Consider the following 19,117-nt stretch of genomic DNA (forward strand, 5'->3'; position numbering starts at 1 on the left):
CGCGACGGAGGCGGACTGGACGAACGGCGTTGTCGGCCAATCCGATTCCTCAGGCCGTCGACACTACTGAGCAGCGCGCCGATACAGTGAGGATCTCAGGCCGATCGGCAGGCCATCACCTACACCGAGGAGCGGTACGGATGACTGCACACATCGTCGTCGGGACCGATGGGTCACCCCGAGCCCAGCGCGCCACCGACTGGGCACTCTCCTGGGCTGCCGCCGTCGACGGGCGGGTCACGCTCGTCTCCTCTGCGCCGATCCCGCCGGGGCGCGGTCCGGACTCGCCCGGCCTCGGGGAGAAGGCCCAGGCGGTCATCGAGGCCGAGCTCGACCGTGTCTCCGGCGGTCCGGTGGAGGTCGACGGCCGCGCGGAGATCGCCCACCCGGTGACCGCGCTGGTCCGCGCCAGCGAGGAGGCCGACGCCGTCGTCGTCGGGACGAAGGGGGACAGTGGCTGGCGTGGCGGGATCGTCGGCAGCACGTCGAGCAATGTCGCGGCCGCGGCACACTGCCCGACGGTCGTCGTCCCGAACACGGCGACGACTGAGTTCGACACGACCGGCCCGCTCGTCGTCGGGTTCGACGGATCCGAGGCGGCCACGCACGTCGCCCGGCTGGCGATCGAGGCGGCCGAGCAGCGCGGGCGGACGGTGCGGATGATCCAGGCAGGCGCCGGCGACTCCTCACCGCCCGAGCCGCTCCAGGAGCAGGTCGATGCGCTGCGCGCCGAGTTCCCCGGCGTCACCATCGAGTTCCAGACCGTCCAGGCCGACCCGGTGCAGGCTCTCACCGAGAGCGCGAAGGATGCGGCGTTCCTCGTCGTCGCCAGCCAGGGCCACCGTGGGGTACCCGGATTCCTCCTCGGCTCGACCACCCGAGAGGTGCTTCGCGTGAGCGAAGGCCCGGTCATCGTCATGACGGAGCGCTCGAAGCGGCTCTGGCCGCACGCCACCGCCTGACCCCGCAGGGGGCGACGCTCCGCGCTCAGCAGGGACGGTACGAGAAGGTGAAGTCGGTGAAGAAGATGGCCTGGTCGCCGTCAACAGGCTGGCCCGTGGGTGGCACGGAGTCGGTCTGGTTCCAGTAGGTGACGTCGAAGGAGGTCACCGCGCCGGTGAAGCTGAGGCGAACGTTACCGGTGTCGCGCCAGTCGTCGACCGGCGACTCGAGCACGTAGGGCCTGAACGGATCGGCCACGGTCCCGTTGCCCTTCATGTGGGTCGTACTCCTGATGGCGTAGCTGTACGTCGTCGAGCTGGTGACCGCTACGGCGTCGGCGTAGTCATACGTCTTCGCGTCGATGTCGGTGATCGGGTCGCAGGGCGATGCCGCGTAGGCCGACGCGCCCCGGCGACGAGGACGGTCGGGACCGTCCAGCCCACCCCCTTCGCCAGAGTGCGTCGACTGATGGCGCTCTGACTGCTGCTCACCCCCGGGTTTGCCCTCCGTCGATCTGGCCCCCGCTCGCCCGAACTCGGGCGAGCCGAGAGGGGACCTTACCCGGAAGGGCGACCTGATGTCAGATTCAACTACCGATCACAGGTTGATCATGTGCCCGGCGATGCCCTCGATCGCTTCCTTCACCGACTCCGAGAGGGTCGGGTGGGCGAAGACATTGCGGGCCACCTCGTCGGCGGTGAGGTCCCACTTCTGAGCGAGGGTGAGCACGGGCAGCAGCTCGGTGACGTCGGGGCCGATCATGTGAGCGCCGATGATCTCGTTGTGCTCGGCGTCGGCGACGACCTTGACGAAGCCGACGGCGTCGCCCAGGCCCATCGCCTTACCGTTGGCGCTGAAAGGGAAGGTCGAGGTCTTGACGTTGTAGCCCTTCTCCTTCGCCTGCTCCTCGGAGTAGCCGAAGGACCCGATCTGCGGGTGGCAGTAGGTGGCCCGGGGCACGAAGTCGTACTCCACCGGCATCGTCTCCGCGCCGGCGATGGTCTCGGCCGCGACGACACCCTGCGCCTCGGCGACGTGGGCGAGCATGAGCTTGGCGGTGCAGTCACCGATGGCGTAGACGTTCTCGACGTTGGTGCGCATGTAGTCGTCGATCGCGACGGCGCCCTTCTCGGTCAGCTCGACCCCGATGTCCTCGAGCCCGAAGCCTTCGACGCGCGGAGCGAAGCCGATCGCCGACAGCAGCCGGTCGGCCTCGAGGGTCTCCTCCTCGCCGTCCTTGGAGACGGTGACCTTCACGCCCGAGCCGGTGTCTTCCACCCCTTCGACCTTGGTGGAGAGCATGACCTTGACGCCGAGCTTCTTGTAGTGCTTGAGCAGCTCCTTGGACACCTCGGCGTCCTCGGTGGGCACCATCCGGTCGAGGAACTCGACGATCGTCACGTCGACCCCGAAGTTCTTCATCACGTAGGCGAACTCGACGCCGATGGCGCCCGAGCCGGCGATGATGATCGAGTCCGGCAGCTCCTCGTCGAGGATCTGCTCCTCGTAGGTGACGACGTTCTCGCTCAGCTCGACCCCGGGGATCATCCGGGTCACCGCGCCGGTGGCGATGATGAGGTGCTCGAAGCTGACCGTCTTGGTCTCGCCGTCGTTCAGCTCGACGCTCATCTCCGTCGGCGAGGTGAGGGTGCCCCAGCCGTCGATCTCGGTGATCTTGTTCTTCTTCATGAGGTAGTGGACGCCCTTGACGATGCCCTCGCTCACCTTGCGCGAGCGCTGGTGCGTCGGGCCGTAGGACATCGTCGCGTCACCCTCGATGCCGAACTTCTTCTTGTCATGGGTCAGCAGGTGCGAGAGCTCGGCGTTGCGGATCAGCGCCTTGGACGGGATGCAGCCGACGTTGAGGCAGACCCCACCCCAGTACTTCTTCTCCACCACCGCGACCTTCTTGCCCAGCTGAGCCGCGCGGATCGCCGCGACATACCCGCCAGGACCGGCACCAAGAACAACGACGTCGAAGTCAGCCATGGCCCCACCCTATGACCTCAGACACGTCCGAGCCGTCCTCGGGTCCGCCGTCCCACGACGACTCGAGGTGGATCTGGGGCCTCGGGGCGCGCGTGTCTACCTCGAACCGGATCGCGAGCTCAGTCCTCGAGCCGGCGCAGCTCCTCGTGGATCTCCCGCGCCGCGCCGGCCGCGGAGCCGCCGCCGGTCCCCCCTTCGCCGATGACGACCGCGACGACGTAGCGGGGCTCGTCGGCCGGCGCGTAGCTGACGAACCACGCGGTGTCCTCCTCGCCGAAGACCTCGGCCGTCCCGGTCTTGCCCGCCACGGGCCACCGATCGGTGTCGAAGCCGGCGAAGGCGCCCGCCGCGGTGCCCTGCCGCACGACATCCTCGAGCGCCGGGCGAAGGGTGTCCACGACCGCCTCGTCGAGATCCACGCGCGTCCGCTCGCCCGAGGCGATGGGGGTGCGCTCCCCCTCCGGCGACCGGGTCTCGCTGACGATCCGCGGCGCCCGGACCTCGCCTCCGGTCGCGATCGCGCCGTACACCTGGGCCATCTGCACCGGTGTCGCGAGCATGTCTCCCTGGCCGATCGAGAGGTTGACCTCGTCGCCCGGCCGGAACTGGTGCCCGCGCTCGCAGGACTCCTCGGCGACTTCCTTGAGGTAGTCGGCCCGCGCCCGGCTCGAGACCTCGGGGTAGCCCTCCCGGGCCCGCCGGCAGGTCTCGTCCTTGGTCTCCTCCCAGTACGCCTGCTTCCACCCCCGGTCCGGCACCCGCCCCGAGACCTCACCGGGCAGGTCGATCCCGGTCCGCTCCCCCAGCCCGAAGGCCCGCGCGCTGCGGACGAGGACATCATCGGCGTCGTCACCGGAGAGACCGCCCGCCTCGTCCCAGATCGACGCCGCCGCCTCGTAGAAGACCGTGTCGCAGGAGACCTCGATCGCCTTGCGCCAGCTGATCGTGCCGTACGCGCGCGACTCGAAGTTGCGGAAGGTGCGGTCACCGATGCGCACGCTCGAGCTGCAGCGCACCGGCTCGTCGAGGTCGACCCCAGACCGGGCTGCCGCGGGCAGGGAGACCACCTTGAACGTCGACGCCGGTGGGTAGCTCGCCGCGACGACCCGGTCGGTCAGCGGCGAGGACTCCGGCTCGGCGGTGAGGCGCCGGTACTCGGCCTGGCTGATCCCACCGGTCCACACCGACGGGTCGTAGGTCGGCAGGCTGGCCGAGGCGAGCACCCCACCGTCGCGCAGGTCGAGGACGACGGCGGCGGCTTCGTCGGCGGCGAGGCCGCGGGCCCGGGCGTCGGTGACGGCGCCGGCCAGGACGTCCTCGGTGGCGCGTTGCAGGTCGGCGTCGAGGGTCGTCACGACGTCTTCGCCGGGCACCGCCTCCTGCGAGCTGAGGGTCTTGATGACGATGCCGCGCGCGTCGACCCGCACCTCGGCCCGACCGGCCGTGCCGCGCAGCTGCTCGTCGTACTGCTGCTCGAGACCGGCCCGCCCGACCACGGCGCCGGCCTGGATCTCGCCGTCGGAGGTCTGCACGTCCTCCTCACCGGCTCGGGTGAGGTACCCGAGCACCTGCGGTGCGAGCGGCCGGTCCCGGTCGCGCCGGACCGCGGTGGTCGTCACCGCGACACCGGGGAAGCGCTCGGCCCGCTCCCCGAGCCCGAGGGCCACCTCGGCGTCCACCCCTTCGGCGACGGTCACCGGCTCGTAGGGCGAGCCCGCCCAGCACCGCGGCGGCGGTGCGGCCCCCGGCGCGCCGCAGAGGGTCATCCGGTCACGAAGGGAGGTCCGCTCGGTCCCGAGGGCCGCGGCCAGGCGGCGGATCACCCCTTCGCCGCCGTCGTCGAGATCGGCCAGGGCGGCCCGGTCGAGGGTGACGTCGACCCGGACGGCGTTGTCCGCCAGCGGCGTTCCGTGACGGTCGAGGATGCGTCCGCGCGGGGCGGGCCGGTAGACGGTCTTCGTGCTCGAGACCGGGGCCGATGCTGCGAGCTCGGCGCGGTCGGTCAGCTGCAGCTGCCCGAGCCGCCCGACGAGGGTGGTGAGCAGGACTGCGAAGACGGCGAAGATCGCGAGCAGGCGCCCGTGCAGGTGCGGCCCCCTCATCGCGGGCGCCGTCCGGAGAGGCGTCGGTCGACCGCGATGACGGCGGGCACGGCGACCAGCGCCACCGACGCGGTCAGCACGAGGTCGACCAGCAGCCCGACGAGGTCGAGCGGTGCGCCCGTGGTGAGCGCCCGCAGGACCGGGACGACGGCCACCACTGCCCACCCCGCAGCGGCTACCGCCGCCGGCCACCACAGCGGCCAGCCCGACACCCGGGTCGCCCGGCCGCTCACCCATCCCGCCCCGGCGTGGGTGAGCGCCGAGATCCCGAGCAGGTCCGTGCCGGGAGGGGTGAGGTCGACCAGCCAGCCGCCGGCCAGCCCGAGCAGCGCCCCGGGCAGCGGCCCGGCCGCCAGACCGACCGCGAGGACCACCACGAGGAGCAGGGAGGACGGGACCGGCACCCCGCGCGCTCCGAGCACGCTGGACAGCACGACCGCGAGCAGCGCCAGGGCCGCGCGCCAGAGCCAGACCCGGCGCCGGCTCATCGCTGGCCGTCGGAGACGACGACACCGACCACGTCGACGGCGGCGAGGTCGGCTGACGGCTCGACGGTCGCCGAGGCGGTCAGTCGTCCGGGCGCGTCGGCGACCTCGGCGACTGACCCGACGGGCAGGCCCGCCGGGTAGGGCACGCCGCCCGCGCTGCCGAGGGTGCGAACCGCGTCGCCCGCGGTGATCCGCCCCTCCTGCAGTGCCGTCACCGCGAGCTGTCCTGGCGCCTGGTCGAGCAGCGGGTCGCTGGCGCTGAGCCGGCCGAGCACCCCGGGAGACTGTCCGACCCGCACCCCGACGCTCGTGCCGGCGGCGCCGAGCAGCTCGACGTCGCTCGTCCAGCGACCCACCGAGACCACCCGCCCCACGAGGCCGTCGCCGTCGAGCACCGCGCGGTCGGCCTGGATGCCGTCCTCGGCGCCGACGTCGATCGTCAGCCGCACCGTGCCGCGCGGATCGGGGGTACCCACCCCCACCACCCGCGCGGGCGCCACCTCGAGGTCGTGCTCGGCGGCCGAGGCCACCAGGGCCGACTCCCTCTTCGCCGTCTGCGCCTGGCCCTCGAGCTCGGCCACCCGGGCCCGCAGGCGGATCAGCTCCGCCGACTCTGCCTCGACCTCTCCCGGCGACGCAGCGCGCAGCAGCGGCCCCAGCGCCGCCGACCCCGCCGAGCGGATCGGCCCGGTCGGTCCGCCCGCGAGGTCGGCGAGTAGCACGAGGACCGTGAGGGCGAGCAGGGCGAGGACGACGCGGCGCAACATCAGAACCGGCGCCCGTCGACGAGGACCGGCTCGAGCGTGGCGAAGTCGTCGACGCAGCGTCCCGCGCCCCGGATCACCGCGCGCAGCGGGTCGTCGGCCACCCGAACGGGAACCCCGAGCTCGTGCTCCATGCGCGCGTCCAGACCGCGCAGCAGCGCGCCACCGCCGGTGAGGACCACCCCGCGGGTGAGGACGTCTCCGGCCAGCTCGGGCGGGCAGGCGTCGAGCAGGCCGCGGACGAGGTCGACCACCTGCCGCACCGGGCCGTCCAGGGCGCGCCGGACCTCGTCCGAGCCGACCTCGACCGTCCGGGGCAGCCCGGTCACGAGGTCACGTCCTCGCACCCGGGTCCGGGTGGGCCGCGCCAGGGGGAAGGCGGATCCGCCTTCGACCTTGATGTGCTCGGCAGAGCGCTCCCCGAGCACCAACGAGTAGTGCTCCTGGACGTGCGCGCCGATCGCCTCGTCCATCGCCTCCCCGCCGACCCGGGTCGAGCGGGAGGCGACGACCCCGCCCAGCGCGAGGATCGCCGCGTCGGTCGACCCTCCACCGATGTCGACGACCGTCGAGGCCTCGGTATGGGTGACCGGCAGTCCGGCCCCGATCGCCGCCACGACCGGCTCCTCGACGACGAAGACCCGCCGGGCGCCGACCCGGATCGCGACGTCCTCGACCGCTCGACGCTCCAGCGGGGAGACGGTGCTCGGGACGCAGACGACGACGCGTGGCCGCAGCACCGTCGAGACCTTGAGCGAGTCGGTGAAGACCCTCAGCATCTGCTCGGTGACGTCCGGGTCGTGCACCGCGCCGCCGCGCAGCGGTCGCTCGGCGCGGATCGAGCCGGGGGTGCGGCCGAGCATCTCGCGGGCCGAGGTGCCGGCGGCGACGACCTCGCCGGTGTCTGCGGCGACGGCCACGACCGACGGCTCGTCGAGGACGACCCCCCGACCCTGGCGATGGATCAGGGTGCTCGTCGTGCCGAGGTCGATCGCCAGGTCACGGCCGGGCCGCAGGAAGAAGGACGACCGCGTGCTCACGCTGGGCAGGGTGCGCGAAGGGGTACGGCCGGGTCAGGAGGACAGGCCGGGGAACCAGATGCCGATCTCGCGCGCGGCGGACTCGGGCGAGTCCGAGCCGTGCACGACGTTCTGCTGCACCGCCTCGCCCCAGTCGCGGCCGAGGTCACCGCGGATGCTCCCGGGCGCGGCGGCGGTCGGGTCGGTCGCCCCGGCGAGGGAGCGGAAGCCCTTGATGCACTCCTCGCCCTCGATGACCACGGCGGTGACGGGCCCGGAGGACATGAACTCGACAAGCGGCTCGTAGAACGGCTTGCCCTCGTGCTCGGCGTAGTGCGCCGCGAGCTGCTCACGCGTGGGGGTGGTGACGGCCAGGGCGGCGAGGGTGTACCCCTTCGCCTCGATCCGGCGCAGCACCTCTCCGGTGAGGCCGCGGCGGTAGCCGTCGGGCTTGACGAGGATGAGAGAACGTTCGGTCACGCGGGCCAGCCTACTGGGGCTCGGGCTGGGCCTGGCTGGCGGCGCGCGCCTCCTGGGCGTCGATGCGCCGACCCACCCGCAGGCAGAGCACCCACAGCGCGAGGAAGATCAGCGCGACGCCGAACATCGCGGTGACGAGCAGGCCGCTGGCCACGGTGAGCGCCTGGACCACCCAGCCGATCGCCACACCCCCCGGCCGGCGGACGAGCCCGGCCGCGACGAGGCAGGCCAGGGCGAGGAGCGACAGGGCGACGAAGGGGGTGGACGAGCTGTCGTTGCCGGCGAACCCGCGCCCGACGAGGGCCCCGAAGAAGATGACGATCGACTGGCCGCCGAGGACGGCGGCCAGCATCCGCCAGGTGAAGCGGCCCGACCGGATGGCCGGGGCGGAGGCGGCGTCAGCGGTGCTCATGGCAGACCAGCGTAATGAGGTGGCTGGGGCGGGTTCATCGCCTGTCGCGCCGGTCGACCACTCGGAGCATGGTTCGCTGCTGCCATGAGCGAGCCGTCCCCCTCCCCAGGTGTCGCCGACCTCTCCCCGCTGGTCGAGCGGCTGCGCCGGGTGGTGCTGGTCGTCGCCGCCCTGAACTTCGCCTACTTCTTCGTGGAGGGCTCGATCGCCCTGCTCGTCGGCTCGGTCAGCCTGGCCGCCGACAGCGTCGACTTCCTCGAGGACACGGCGATCAACCTGCTGATCTTCCTCGCCTTCGGGTGGTCGCTGCGCGCACGCTCCCTGGTCGGCAAGCTCATGGTCCTCGTGCTCCTCGCGCCGGCCGCAGCCGCTGGATGGCAGGCCTGGCAGAAGCTGTCCAGCGCGGACCCGGAGGTGCCGGCCGCCCTGCCGATCGTGCTGGTCTCCCTGGGGGCGGTGGCGGTCAACGGCCTGAGCGCCTGGCTGCTGGCCCGGTACCGCGCGCACGGCGGCAGCCTCTCGCGGGCGGCCTTCCTCTCGGCGCGCAACGACGTCCTCGTCAACCTCGCGATCATCGCGATGGCGCTGCTCACCCTGCTCACCGACTCGGCGTGGCCCGACATCGTCCTCGGTCTGGGCATCATGGGCATCGCGCTGCACTCCGCCTGGGAGGTCTGGGAGGTCTCCGAGGAGGAGCGGCTGGCGAGCAAGGCCCTCGCCGGTGACGTGGACTAGCTCGCCTCGTCCTGGCCGAGGAGCATCCGCACCTCGGCGGCGGTGATGACCGAGCCGGTGGCGAGGACGCCGCCGGCCACTCCCCCTTCGTCCGCCAGGCCGGCGGCGGTGTCGAGGGCGTCGGGCAGCGCGTCGACCACGGTGACCCGGTGGCCGCCGAAGACGTCCTCGGCGATCTCACCGAGCTCGCGGGTCGACATCGCCCGCGGCGAGGCGGTACGGCTGATGACGACGTGGTCGAGCACCGGCTCGAGCACCTCGAGCATCGTGGCGGCGTCCTTGTCCTTGAGGACCGCGATCACCCCGACGAGCCGGGCGAAGGTGAAGGAGTCCTCCAGCGCGGCCGCGAGCGCCCGCGCCCCGGCGGGGTTGTGCGCCGCGTCGACGAGCACGGTCGGGCTGCGCCGGACGATCTCGAGCCGGCCCGGTGAGGTCGCGTGCTCCAGCGCCGGGCGCAGCAGGTCGTCGGCGAGGCGCTGCTCCCCGCCGCCGACGAAGGCCTCGACTGCGGAGACGGCGAGCAGGGCGTTGTGGGCCTGGTGCTCGCCGTGCAGGGTGAGCAGGAGGTCATCGTGCTCACCGGCGAGCGAGGTCATCGAGACCTGCTGGCCGCCGACCGCGACGTCGCGCGCGGTGATGCCGAGCTCGAGGCCGTCGAAGAGGATCCGGGCCCCGACCTCGGCGGCGCGGTCGCGCAGGATGCTCGCGACGTCGTCGTGCTGCGCCGCGGAGACGACGATGGCGTCGGCCTTGATGATCCCCGCCTTCTCGTGCGCGATGTCGAGGACCGAGTCGCCGAGGAAGTGCTGGTGGTCGATGTCGATCGGGGTGATGACACTGACCGGGGCGTCGATGACGTTCGTCGCATCCCAGCCACCCCCCATGCCCACCTCGACGACGGCGACGTCGACGGGTGCGGCGGCGAAGGCGGCGTACCCGATCGCGACGAGCACCTCGAAGTACGTCATCGGCGGCCCGCCCTCGGCCGCGGACTTGGCGTCGACCGCCTCGACGAAGGGGGCGACGTCGGCGTAGGCGTCGAGGAACTCCTGCCGTCCGATCGGCTCGCCGCCGATGCTGATCCGCTCCCGGATGTCGTGCAGGTGCGGGCTGGTGAAGCGACCGACGGTCAGGCCCATCTCGGAGAAGATCGCCTCGATGATCCGGGCGGTGCTCGTCTTGCCGTTGGTCCCGGTGATGTGGATCGCCTGGAAGGAGCGCTGCGGCTCGCCGGCGAGGTCCATCACCGCGGTGATCCGCTCCAGGCTGGGCTGCAGATCATGCTCGGGCGCGCGGGCGAGGATCGCCTCCTCGACGAGGCGCATCTGCTTGCGCAGCTCGAGCTGCTCGGCTGCGTCCTTCTGGGCGGCTTGCGGATCACCACTGGGCATGGCCCTGATTCTCTCAGCGCGCCCCCCAGATCCGAATTCCCCTAGGTTCCTGCCAGCCGCCGAGGAAATCTCCCGGGCGGATTGTCCGGATCCTCGGCGGCTGCGGGGCCCCCTTCGCGAAACCGTTGACAGGTGACCAAAAGGTCACTTAATGTCGAGGCATGGCCGATGACGACCTCGTGTTCAAGGCGCTGGCGGACCCGACCCGCCGGATGCTCCTGGACGCGCTCTTCGAGCGGGACGGGCAGACCCAGTCCGAGCTCGAAGGGGTCGTCACCGCGCGGGTGGAGATGACGAGGTTCGGGGTGGCCAAGCACCTGCGGCTGCTCGAGGAAGCGGGCCTCGTCGTCATCCGCAAGGAGGGGCGGAGCAAGCACCACTTCCTCAACGCCGTCCCGATCAGGGCCATCCACGACCGCTGGATCGGCAAGTACACGGCAGCCCGCGCCGCGGCGCTGCTCGACCTCAAGCGAGCACTGGAGGAAGAACCATGAGCGACACCCAGATCCATCGCATCTTCATCGACGCCCCGCCGGAGAAGGTCTGGCAGGCGATCACCACCCCGGAGTTCAGCCGGCTCTACGGCTACTCCGGCGACGTCTCCTACGACCTCTCCCCCGGCGGCCGGTACGAGCACCGGGCCAGCGAGGAGATGAAGAGCCTGGGCATGCCCGACGTCGTCGTCACCGGCGAGGTCATCGAGGCCGACCCGCCCCGCCGCCTGGTCCAGACCTGGTCTCCGGTGTGGATCCAGGACGAGGAGCCCGGCACCGTGACCTGGGACATCGAACCCACCGCCGATGGCGCCACCCGCCTCACCCTCACCCACACCGGGCTCGGCGCGCAGACGGCCGCGCAGGTCGGCGGCAACCCGGACCCGACGGCCGAAGGGGGCGGCGGCTGGCCCTGGGTGCTCTCCGGGCTGAAGACCGTCCTGGAGACCGGCCGGGCGATGGAGCAGCCGGCCTGAGTACCGGCAGGCGAAGGGGGCGCCGGCCGGCGCCCCCTTCGCGTCGGCCTCAGGGTGCGGGTCCCAGAAGCGCGAGGATCGCAGCGCTCGCGCCGAGGAGCACGATGGCCGGGGTGAACCACCACAGGACCACGCGCGGGAGCATCTGCTGTGGCATGACCGTCACCAGCGCAGGTCCCTCCCGGGTCGCCGTCCAGACCAGCACGAGCAGCTGCACCGGGACGAGCAGCAGCGGGGCGGCGAAGGGGGCGAGCCCCGCGACGCCGCCCCCGGCGGCGACGTCACGCCCGGCGAGGACGAGCGCTAGGGCCGCGCTCACGGCTCCTCCGATCGTGGCCCCAGCAGCCGGCAGCAGGAGATGGGTGGCGCGCTGGCGCCCCTCGCTCCACCCCAGGACCGGGACGACCGGCGACACCTGCTGGCGCAGCCCGGCTCCCCAGAGGGTGACCGCCCGGTAGAGCACGAGCGAGGCGAGCACCGCCAGCGGCAGCGAACGGGTCAGGGTGTAGCCCAGCAGACCCGACCCGAGCAGCAGCACGGAGATGGTCTGGGCGAGGCCGGGGCCGCGGCGCACGGCCAGCAGGTCACGGCGCAGCATCACCGCCCGGCCCGGTCGCAGGCGTCCCCGGTGGCGTGCCGAGCGCCGCCCGAGCTCGCGCGCCAGCCCCTCCCGGTCGCCAGCAAGGACGGCCCCGGCGACCCGCTCGCCGCGCTCGTCCTGCCCCGTCAGGTCGCCGGCCGTCAGCGCTCGCAGCGCCCTGCTCGCACGAAGCGGGTGGCCCCCTCCCACGGCGGCCACCTGACCCGCGAGCCAGCAGCGAGCGGCGGCGGCACCGACGAGGATCGAGCCGGCGACGCCGAGCAGCATCCGGCGCCACCCGATGATCCCGGCTGACCACAGCGACAGGCCGACGAAGGTGAGCAGGACGGCGATCACCCCCGTCGCACCTGCCGCCGCCAGCAGCCACCACCGTCGCAGCGAGACCGCGGTGTCCGCCGGCCCGGCGACCACATGCCGGACCCAGACCGGGGGCGGCGCCACCGGCCCGCGGACCGCCCCGGCGCGGTAGGCGACGAGAGGCGAAGTGAGGACGAGAGCCAGCGCGAGGAGCAGCGCGACCGGGCTGATGAGGAGCTGGACCGTCGCGGAGTCGCCGAAGCGGGTGAAGATCATGTGGCCGTACGGCAGGAGGTAGACCGCGCTGAGCAGTGCGACGACATAGACGACATAGACGACCGAGCCGACGCTCGCTACGCGGACGCCTCGGCGCACCACCGCCAGCGACCGGCCGACCACCACCGTCGAGTCGACCGGGCCCTCCCGGCGCGCGTCCACCGGGCCCCGATGCGATGTCACTCCTGCGCCACCACCAGCTCGAGCTCGGCATCGCCGAGCGCCTCGGCGACCACGGGGTCGTGGGTCGCGACGAGCGCCGTCGCGCCGGCCTCGACCCGTCGCCGCAGCAGATCAGCGACGATCCCACGGCGCTCGCTGTCCAGGCGCTGCTCGGGCTCGTCGAGGACGAGCAGATCGCCGGGGCGGAAGAGCACGAGCGCGAGATCGGCGAGCTGGCGCTGTCCCGAGGAGAGCTCGCTGACGAAGCGGTCGGCGAGGGCCGCGATGGTCAGCGCGTGGAGCACCTCGTCGATGCGCTCCTCGACCGTTCCTGGGTCACCTCCCCACGATGCGTCGACGAGGAGCAGGTGCTCGTAGACCGTGAGGTCCCGGTAGACCGCGCTGGGCCCGAGCAGGCCGGCGAGCCGGGCCCGGAAGGACGGGTCGCGCGGGTCCACCCCTTCGCCGTCGACGAGCACCTGGCCGGCGCTGGCTTCCTGCACCCCTGCGACGACCCGCAGGAGGGTGGTCTTGCCGGAGCCGTTGTCGCCGCGTACCACAAGGCAGCTGCCCGGCTCGACCATCCCGTGGACCGGGCGCAGCAGCGTCACCGGGCCGTGGCTGACGGCGACACCGTCGAGCTCGACACGCGGCGGGCTGGGCACGACCGTCAGGCCACCCTGGTGACCAGGATGCGCACGTCCTCACCGTCGGCGAGCCGGGCCTCGCTCACCCCGTCGCCCAGCGCCAGGGCGTCGAGCTGCGGCGCGGACCCGAACTGGCTGGCCAGGGTTTCCTCGACGATGAGCGCCTGGTGAGCGACCGTGGCCTCCCACAGCCGCTGGCTGCCGGTGACGGTCAGGCTGATCCGGTCCGAGACCTCCAGCCCGGCGGCCTTGCGCGCGTCCTGGACGGCGCGGACCACGTCGCGGGCCAGCCCCTCGGCGGCCAGCTCGTCGGTGACCTCGGTGTCGAGCACGACGAAGCCGCCGCCGGGCAGCATCGCGGTCGCCCGCTGGGAGGAGGAGTCGTCACCGGCGACCGTCTCGAGGGTGTACTCCCCCTCGCGCAGCTCCAGCCCGCCGGCGGTGACGGTGCCGTCCTCGGCCACCGACCAGTCCCCGCTCTTGCTGCCCTTGATCGCGTGCTGGACCTCCTTGCCCAGCCGCGGCCCGGCAGCCCGCGCGTTGACCGTGAGCCGCTGCTCCACCCCGAACTCGTCGGCCCGCGGGTCGGAGAGGTCGAGCAGGGAGACCTGGCGCACGTTGACCTCCTCTGCGACGATCGTCGCGAAGGGGGCGAGCCGCGCCGCGTCCGCGGCGACCACCGTGAGGTCGCGCAGCGGCAGCCGGGTGCGCAGCTTGCCCGCCTTGCGCAGGGACGAAGCGGTCGAGCAGACCTGGCGCGCGGTGTCCATCGCGACGACGAGGTCGTGGTCGGCCGGCAGGTCCGCGGCGGCCGGCCAGTCGGCCAGGTGCACCGAGCGTCCACCGGTCAGGCCACGCCAGATCTCCTCGGTGGTCAGCGGCAGCAGCGGCGCCGCGACCCGGCCGAGCACCTCGAGCGTGGTGTAGAGGGTGTCGAAGGCCGCCTGCGCGTCGCTCGTGTCCTCACCGGTCGCCCAGAACCGCTCCCGCGAGCGCCGGATGTACCAGTTCGTCAGGACGTCGGTGAAGCCGCGCACGGCGTCGCACGACCCGGCGATGTCGTAGGCGTCCATGCGCGCCTCGACGTCCTCGACCAGCTCACGCAGCTTGGCCAGGAGGTAGCGGTCCAGCGGGTCGGGTGACCCGGTCGACCACCGCGCCTCGTATCCCCCTTCGCCCCTCGCGTTGGCGTAGAGGGTGAAGAAGTACCAGCTCGACCACAGCGGCAGCAGCACCTGGCGCACGCCCTCGCGGATGCCCTCCTCGGTGACGACGAGGTTGCCGCCGCGCAGGATCGGGCTGGACATGAGGAACCACCGCATCGCGTCCGCGCCGTCGCGGTCGAAGACCTCCCGCACGTCCGGGTAGTTCTGCAGGCTCTTGCTCATCTTCTGCCCGTCGTTGCCGAGCACGATGCCGTGGCTGATGCACGAGCTGAAGGCGGGCCGGTCGAAGAGCGCGGTCGCGAGGATGTGCAGGGTGTAGAACCACCCGCGGGTCTGTCCGATGTACTCGACGATGAAGTCGCCGGGGAAGTGGTGCTCGAACCAGTCGGCGTTCTCGAAGGGGTAGTGCACCTGGGCATAGCTCATCGACCCGGAGTCGAACCACACGTCGAGGACGTCCTCGACCCGGCGCATCGTCGAGCGCTCCCCCTCCGGCCGCGGGTCGTCCGGGTTGGGCCGGGTCAGCTCGTCGACGAAGGGGCGGTGCAGGTCGGGGGCGTCGGGGTTGGCCGGGTCGCGCGGCAGCCGCCCGAAGTCGGCTTCGATCTGTTCGAACGAGCCGTAGACGTCGATCCGCGGGTAGGCCGGGTCGTCGGACTTCCACACCGGCACCGGGGAGCCCCAGAAGCGGTTGCGGGTGATCGACCAGTCGCGCGCGTTCTCCAGCCACTTGCCGAACTGGCCGTGCTTGACGTGCTCGGGGACCCAGGTGATCTCCTCGTTCGTCGCGAGCATCCGCTCCTTGATCGCGGTGACCTCGACGAACCAGGACTCCACGCCCTTGTAGATCAGCGGCTGCCGGCAGCGCCAGCAGTGCGGGTAGGAGTGCTCGTAGGTCTCCCGGCGCAGCAGGATCGTGCCCTCGGTGACGCCCCCACCGGCCTGGCCGCGGGTGGCCGCCTTGAGCGCGTCGATGATCGGGCCGTTGGCGTCGAAGACGTGCAGGCCCTCGTAGTCGGTGACCGGGGCGGTGAAGGTGCCGTCCTTGGCGACCGGCATGACCGCGGCGATGCCCTCGCGGTCGGTGACCTCCTTGTCGACCTCACCGAAGGCGCCGGCGGTGTGCACCAGGCCGGAGCCGTCGGTGGTGGTCACCGCGTCGTCGGCGGCGACGACGCGGAAGGCGTTCTCGTGCCCGAGGTAGTAGGCGAAGGGAGGGGTGTAGGTGCGTCCCACGAGGTCGGCACCGGTGTAACGGCCGAGGACCTGCGGGTCCTCCCCCAGCTCGCGGGCGTAGGCGGCGAGCCGCGCCTGCGCGATGACGTAGCGGGCGCTGCCCCCTTCGGCCCCGTCCGTCTCGGTGCCGGGCACCGCCGCCTCGACGACGACGTAGTCGATGTCCGAGCCGACCATGACCGCGAGGTGGCTGGGCAGGGTCCACGGGGTCGTCGTCCACACGAGCAGGTGGGCGCCGTCGAGCACGGGGTCCTCACCGGTGGAGTCCATCCGCAGGCCGACGGTGACCGAGGGGTCCTGGCGCTGCTGGTAGACCTCGTCGTCCATCCGCAGCTCGTGGTTGGAGAGCGGGGTCTCGTCCTGCCAGCAGTACGGCAGCACCCGGAAGCCCTCGTAGATCAGCCCCTTGTCGTATAGGGACTTGAAGGCCCAGATCACCGACTCCATGAAGCCGGGGTTCATCGTGCGGTAGTCGTTCTCGAAGTCGACCCACCGCGCCTGCCGGGTGACGTACTCGCGCCACTCGCTGGTGTACTTCATCACCGACTCGCGGCAGGCGGCGTTGAAGGTCTCGATCCCGGTCTCGCGGATCTCGTCGGTGGTCTTCAGCCCCAGCTGACGCATCGCCTCCAGCTCGGCGGGCAGGCCATGAGTGTCCCAGCCGAAGCGGCGCTCGACCCGCTTGCCGCGCATCGTCTGGTAGCGCGGGACGACGTCCTTGACGTACCCGGTGAGCAGGTGGCCGTAGTGCGGCAGCCCGTTAGCGAAGGGGGGCCCGTCGTAGAAGACGAACTCGCCCTCTCCCTTCGCGCCTGGGTCGCGCTGCTCCACCGACGCCCGAAAGGTGTCGTCGGCCTCCCAGTAGTCCAGGATGCCGCGCTCGATCTCCGGGAACCGCGGGCTGGCGGGCACGCCGAGGGCGCTGCCGGCATGGTCCGGCGAAGGGGTGGAGCTGGCCTTGGGGTAGGTCATCGGGCTTCCTGTGGTGCGTCGGCGGTCTCTTCGTCCTGCGTCGAGGACGACGCGACCGGGCCTGCCCGGTACCGCCGCGGTACCACCTCGCTTGCCGCCGGCTACCCCCTTCGCGAAGGGGGACCCGCGACCGCTCCACATCGGCTGTGACGGGCCGGACCCGTCCGGTTCTACTGAGGGCACCCGCGGTCGGGTGCCCGGTTCTTCCGGAGGCTCGCCGCTGATGACGGCTCGAGCGCCTGTGTTGGGCAGTGTAGTCGCCCGCGGTGGTCAGGGAGTACGCTGACCACCGTCGCCCGCCAGGGCGGCACGTGCCCGTTCGGGGGAAGCCGGTGAGAGTCCGGCGCTGGTCCCGCAGCCGTGAGGTCTAGGCTTCGGCTTCGTCCTCGGGACGACGACCCTCTTCGCCTCGGCGCTGCTCACCGCGGGCGTCGGGCCGTGGCTGCCCTTCCAGATGCTCGGCGCAGCCTAGGTCGGCCTCGGGGCCGGGCTGTCCCGCCGGCGAAGGGGCGCGCCGAGCTCGCCCTGCTCGCGGGCTACGGCGCGGTCTCGGCGCTGCTCTACGGCGTGGCGTTGAACTTCTCCTTCTGGCCCCTCACGATCCAGGGTGAGAGCGCCCTGTCATTCGTCCCCGGCGCGCCCGTGGTCGAGAACCTGCAGCGCTTCTTCGTCTTCTCGGTCTCCACCTCCCTCGGCTGGGACCTCGGCCGGGCCCTGACCAACGTGGCCCTCATCCTGCTCACCGGCCGCGCGGTGCTCGGTGCCCTGCGGCGAGCGGCCCGCAAGGCCGCCTTCGACGCGCCCGTCCGCTTCGACTCCCCAACTGACTCACTCCCCTTCGCAGATCCCCGGGGAACCTCAGACGAACGGTCGCCGCTCCGTTTCTCTCCCTTCGCAGATCCCCGGGGAACCTCAGACGAACGGTCCCCCTTCCCTTGACAGAGTCGCCAGCGCACCGGCAGGGCGAAGGGGGTGAGCCCGCACTCTGGCAGGATCGGTTCCATGCCGACCGATGTGCAGCGCCAGGAGTCGTGGCTGAGCCAGCCCGAGCTTGAGGACGTCCGCGGGCGGGTCCCGATGCTCTACGTCGTAGCCGTCCCGGTGCGGGTCGACGGTCACGGCTCGATCGAGTCCGTCGGGTTGCTGCTGCGCGCCAGCGACACCGGGAGCATGGAGCGCGAGCTCGTCGGCGGTCGGGTGCTGTATCACGAGCGGATCCGCGACGCCCTCGTGCGCCATCTCGAGAAGGACCTCGGGTCGATGGCGCTGCCCGCGGTGCCACCGAGCCCGCAGCCCTTCACCGTCGCCGAGTTCTTCCCGACCCCCGGGGTGACGCCCTTCCACGACTCCCGCCAGCACGCCGTCGCTCTGGCCTACGTCGTGCCCGTGACCGGGGACTGCGGGCCCCAGCAGGACGCCCTCGACCTCGCCTGGCTCACCCCCGCCGAAGCCGCTGACCCGCAGCTGCAGGACGACATGTCCGGCGGGCACGGGGTGCTGCTGCGCCAGGCCCTGGCGCACCTCGGCCACGCTGTCTGAGGCTCTCCCAAAATGCTGCCAGCAGCATCTTGGTGCGTCAGCAGCAGCTCGAACTGCTGCTGACTCATCAAAGTGCTGCCAGCAGCATCTTGGTCAGCGGGTGAACTCGTCCCTCTTGCGGCGCATGTCGGAGAAGTCCTTCGCGTAGGCCTCCTCGTACGTCGGCGCGGCGCCGCCGAACCGGGCGGGGAGGAAGCGCCGGTCATCGCCCTCCAGCGGAGGGTAGGCGGCGATCGTCTCGTCGAGGAGACGCTTCATCACCGTGCGCAGCTCCTCGGTCTTGTCCGTGATGTCGTCATCGGGCCCGACATGGATCGGCTCACCGATCGTGACGTGGATCGGGATGCCAGAGCGGCCCAGGTTCTTCGGCGCGTCCTTGGTCCAGATCCGGTGCGCGCCCCAGACGATCGTCGGCAAGATCGGCACGCCCGCTTCCTGCGCCATCCGGGCCGCGCCCTTCTTCAGCTCCTTGATCTCGAAGCTGCGTGACATCGTCGCCTCGGGGTACACCCCGACGATCTCCCCGTCCCGCAGTGCCTGCACCGCGAGCCGATAGGACTCCGCACCCGCGTGCCGGTCGACGGGGATGTGCTTGCAGCCGCGCATGATCGGCCCGCTCTTGGAGTTCTCGAAGATCGACTTCTTCGCCATGAACCGCACGAACCTGTGCTGCTTGCGCGCCGCCACCCCCGCCATGAGGAAGTCGACGTAGGCGGTGTGGTTGACCGCCATCACCGCTCCCCCGGTCCGCGGCACGTTCCCGCGCCCGCGGAAGGTGAACTTGTACCCCAGCGCCAGGAAGGTCGGCCGGCCGATCGCGATGATCGTGCGGTAGGTCGGCTCCAGCGGGAATCGCGTCATAGCGCAAGCCTATGCCCGCAGGCAGGCCGACCCGACCCGGGCGATTCGGTACCCCACCGACCGTGATG

General features: G+C 71.9%; 19 protein-coding genes. 6 read left to right on the forward strand and 13 right to left on the reverse strand.

All coding sequences use genetic code 11. The features are described from left to right. Positions 1-140: 140 nt before the first annotated feature. Positions 141-962, forward strand: coding sequence for a universal stress protein (locus FB557_RS11510; RefSeq protein WP_170236285.1), 822 nt, complete (start codon positions 141-143; stop codon positions 960-962). Between the two features lie 25 nt (positions 963-987). Here FB557_RS11510 and FB557_RS11515 read toward each other — a convergent pair whose 3' ends face one another. From FB557_RS11515 to FB557_RS11550, 8 genes are all read right to left on the reverse strand, one after another. Further along, positions 988-1,218 carry a hypothetical protein gene (locus FB557_RS11515; protein WP_144857777.1) on the reverse strand — a complete coding sequence of 77 codons (231 nt, stop codon included), beginning with the start codon at positions 1,216-1,218 and terminating at the stop codon, positions 988-990. A 321-nt stretch (positions 1,219-1,539) separates the two neighbouring features. Next, positions 1,540-2,931 (reverse strand): dihydrolipoyl dehydrogenase, encoded by a 1,392-nt coding sequence (gene lpdA, locus FB557_RS11520; protein ID WP_144857778.1) that lies wholly within the window; start codon positions 2,929-2,931, stop codon positions 1,540-1,542. Positions 2,932-3,050: 119 nt separating this feature from the next. Next, on the reverse strand, positions 3,051-5,033 hold the full coding sequence (gene mrdA, locus FB557_RS11525; protein WP_144857779.1) for a penicillin-binding protein 2: 1,983 nt from the start codon (positions 5,031-5,033) through the stop codon (positions 3,051-3,053). Beyond that, positions 5,030-5,521, reverse strand: coding sequence for a rod shape-determining protein MreD (locus tag FB557_RS11530; protein WP_144857780.1), 492 nt, complete (start codon positions 5,519-5,521; stop codon positions 5,030-5,032). The genes mrdA and FB557_RS11530 overlap by 4 nt, the downstream gene beginning before the upstream one ends. Beyond that, positions 5,518-6,288, reverse strand: coding sequence for a rod shape-determining protein MreC (gene mreC / locus FB557_RS11535; protein WP_144857781.1), 771 nt, complete (start codon positions 6,286-6,288; stop codon positions 5,518-5,520). The genes FB557_RS11530 and mreC overlap by 4 nt, the downstream gene beginning before the upstream one ends. Beyond that, positions 6,288-7,325: a rod shape-determining protein gene (gene mreB / locus FB557_RS11540; protein ID WP_281290066.1), complete on the reverse strand. Its 1,038-nt coding sequence runs from the start codon at positions 7,323-7,325 to the stop codon at positions 6,288-6,290. Before mreB ends, mreC begins: the two co-directional genes overlap by 1 nt. Positions 7,326-7,358: 33 nt before the next feature. After that, positions 7,359-7,784: a nucleoside-diphosphate kinase gene (gene ndk / locus FB557_RS11545; RefSeq protein WP_144857782.1), complete on the reverse strand. Its 426-nt coding sequence runs from the start codon at positions 7,782-7,784 to the stop codon at positions 7,359-7,361. 10 nt (positions 7,785-7,794) lie between these two features. Then, positions 7,795-8,196, reverse strand: a complete 402-nt coding sequence (locus FB557_RS11550) for a DUF4233 domain-containing protein (protein ID WP_144857783.1) — start codon at positions 8,194-8,196, stop codon at positions 7,795-7,797. An 84-nt stretch (positions 8,197-8,280) separates the two neighbouring features. Between FB557_RS11550 and FB557_RS11555 the strand changes: the two genes are divergently transcribed. Beyond that, positions 8,281-8,931, forward strand: a complete 651-nt coding sequence (locus FB557_RS11555) for a cation efflux transmembrane domain-containing protein (protein WP_144857784.1) — start codon at positions 8,281-8,283, stop codon at positions 8,929-8,931. On the opposite strand, the gene FB557_RS11560 is transcribed toward FB557_RS11555, so the two are convergent. Next, positions 8,928-10,322: a bifunctional folylpolyglutamate synthase/dihydrofolate synthase gene (locus tag FB557_RS11560; protein ID WP_144857785.1), complete on the reverse strand. Its 1,395-nt coding sequence runs from the start codon at positions 10,320-10,322 to the stop codon at positions 8,928-8,930. The two genes, FB557_RS11555 and FB557_RS11560, sit on opposite strands and share 4 nt — an antisense overlap. A gap of 161 nt (positions 10,323-10,483) precedes the next feature. Between FB557_RS11560 and FB557_RS11565 the strand changes: the two genes are divergently transcribed. Together FB557_RS11565 and FB557_RS11570 are read left to right on the forward strand one after the other, a co-directional pair. Continuing rightward, positions 10,484-10,816, forward strand: coding sequence for an ArsR/SmtB family transcription factor (locus FB557_RS11565; protein WP_144857786.1), 333 nt, complete (start codon positions 10,484-10,486; stop codon positions 10,814-10,816). Next, positions 10,813-11,292: an SRPBCC domain-containing protein gene (locus FB557_RS11570; RefSeq protein ID WP_144857787.1), complete on the forward strand. Its 480-nt coding sequence runs from the start codon at positions 10,813-10,815 to the stop codon at positions 11,290-11,292. The genes FB557_RS11565 and FB557_RS11570 overlap by 4 nt, the downstream gene beginning before the upstream one ends. Before the next feature lie 49 nt (positions 11,293-11,341). Here FB557_RS11570 and FB557_RS11575 read toward each other — a convergent pair whose 3' ends face one another. From FB557_RS11575 to ileS, 3 genes are read right to left on the reverse strand one after another with little or no spacing between them, the layout of a single operon-like run. Then, positions 11,342-12,628, reverse strand: a complete 1,287-nt coding sequence (locus FB557_RS11575; RefSeq protein ID WP_144857788.1) for a hypothetical protein — start codon at positions 12,626-12,628, stop codon at positions 11,342-11,344. Positions 12,629-12,645: 17 nt separating this feature from the next. Continuing rightward, positions 12,646-13,293: an ABC transporter ATP-binding protein gene (locus FB557_RS11580; protein WP_246074749.1), complete on the reverse strand. Its 648-nt coding sequence runs from the start codon at positions 13,291-13,293 to the stop codon at positions 12,646-12,648. Between the two features lie 5 nt (positions 13,294-13,298). Next, a complete protein-coding gene (ileS, locus tag FB557_RS11585; protein ID WP_144857789.1) occupies positions 13,299-16,649 on the reverse strand; it encodes an isoleucine--tRNA ligase in 3,351 nt (1,116 codons plus the stop codon). Positions 16,650-17,087: 438 nt separating this feature from the next. On the opposite strand from ileS, the gene FB557_RS11590 reads away from it, so the two are divergent. Both FB557_RS11590 and FB557_RS11595 read left to right on the forward strand, forming a co-directional pair. Then, a complete protein-coding gene (locus tag FB557_RS11590; protein WP_211356566.1) occupies positions 17,088-17,588 on the forward strand; it encodes a hypothetical protein in 501 nt (166 codons plus the stop codon). Between the two features lie 63 nt (positions 17,589-17,651). Continuing rightward, positions 17,652-18,188, forward strand: coding sequence for an NUDIX hydrolase family protein (locus tag FB557_RS11595; RefSeq protein ID WP_144857790.1), 537 nt, complete (start codon positions 17,652-17,654; stop codon positions 18,186-18,188). Positions 18,189-18,281: 93 nt separating this feature from the next. Here FB557_RS11595 and FB557_RS11600 read toward each other — a convergent pair whose 3' ends face one another. Beyond that, positions 18,282-19,049, reverse strand: a complete 768-nt coding sequence (locus FB557_RS11600; protein ID WP_211356567.1) for a lysophospholipid acyltransferase family protein — start codon at positions 19,047-19,049, stop codon at positions 18,282-18,284. Positions 19,050-19,117: the final 68 nt, after the last annotated feature.

Source organism: Marihabitans asiaticum, assembly GCF_007828725.1.
Lineage (GTDB): Bacteria > Actinomycetota > Actinomycetes > Actinomycetales > Dermatophilaceae > Marihabitans > Marihabitans asiaticum.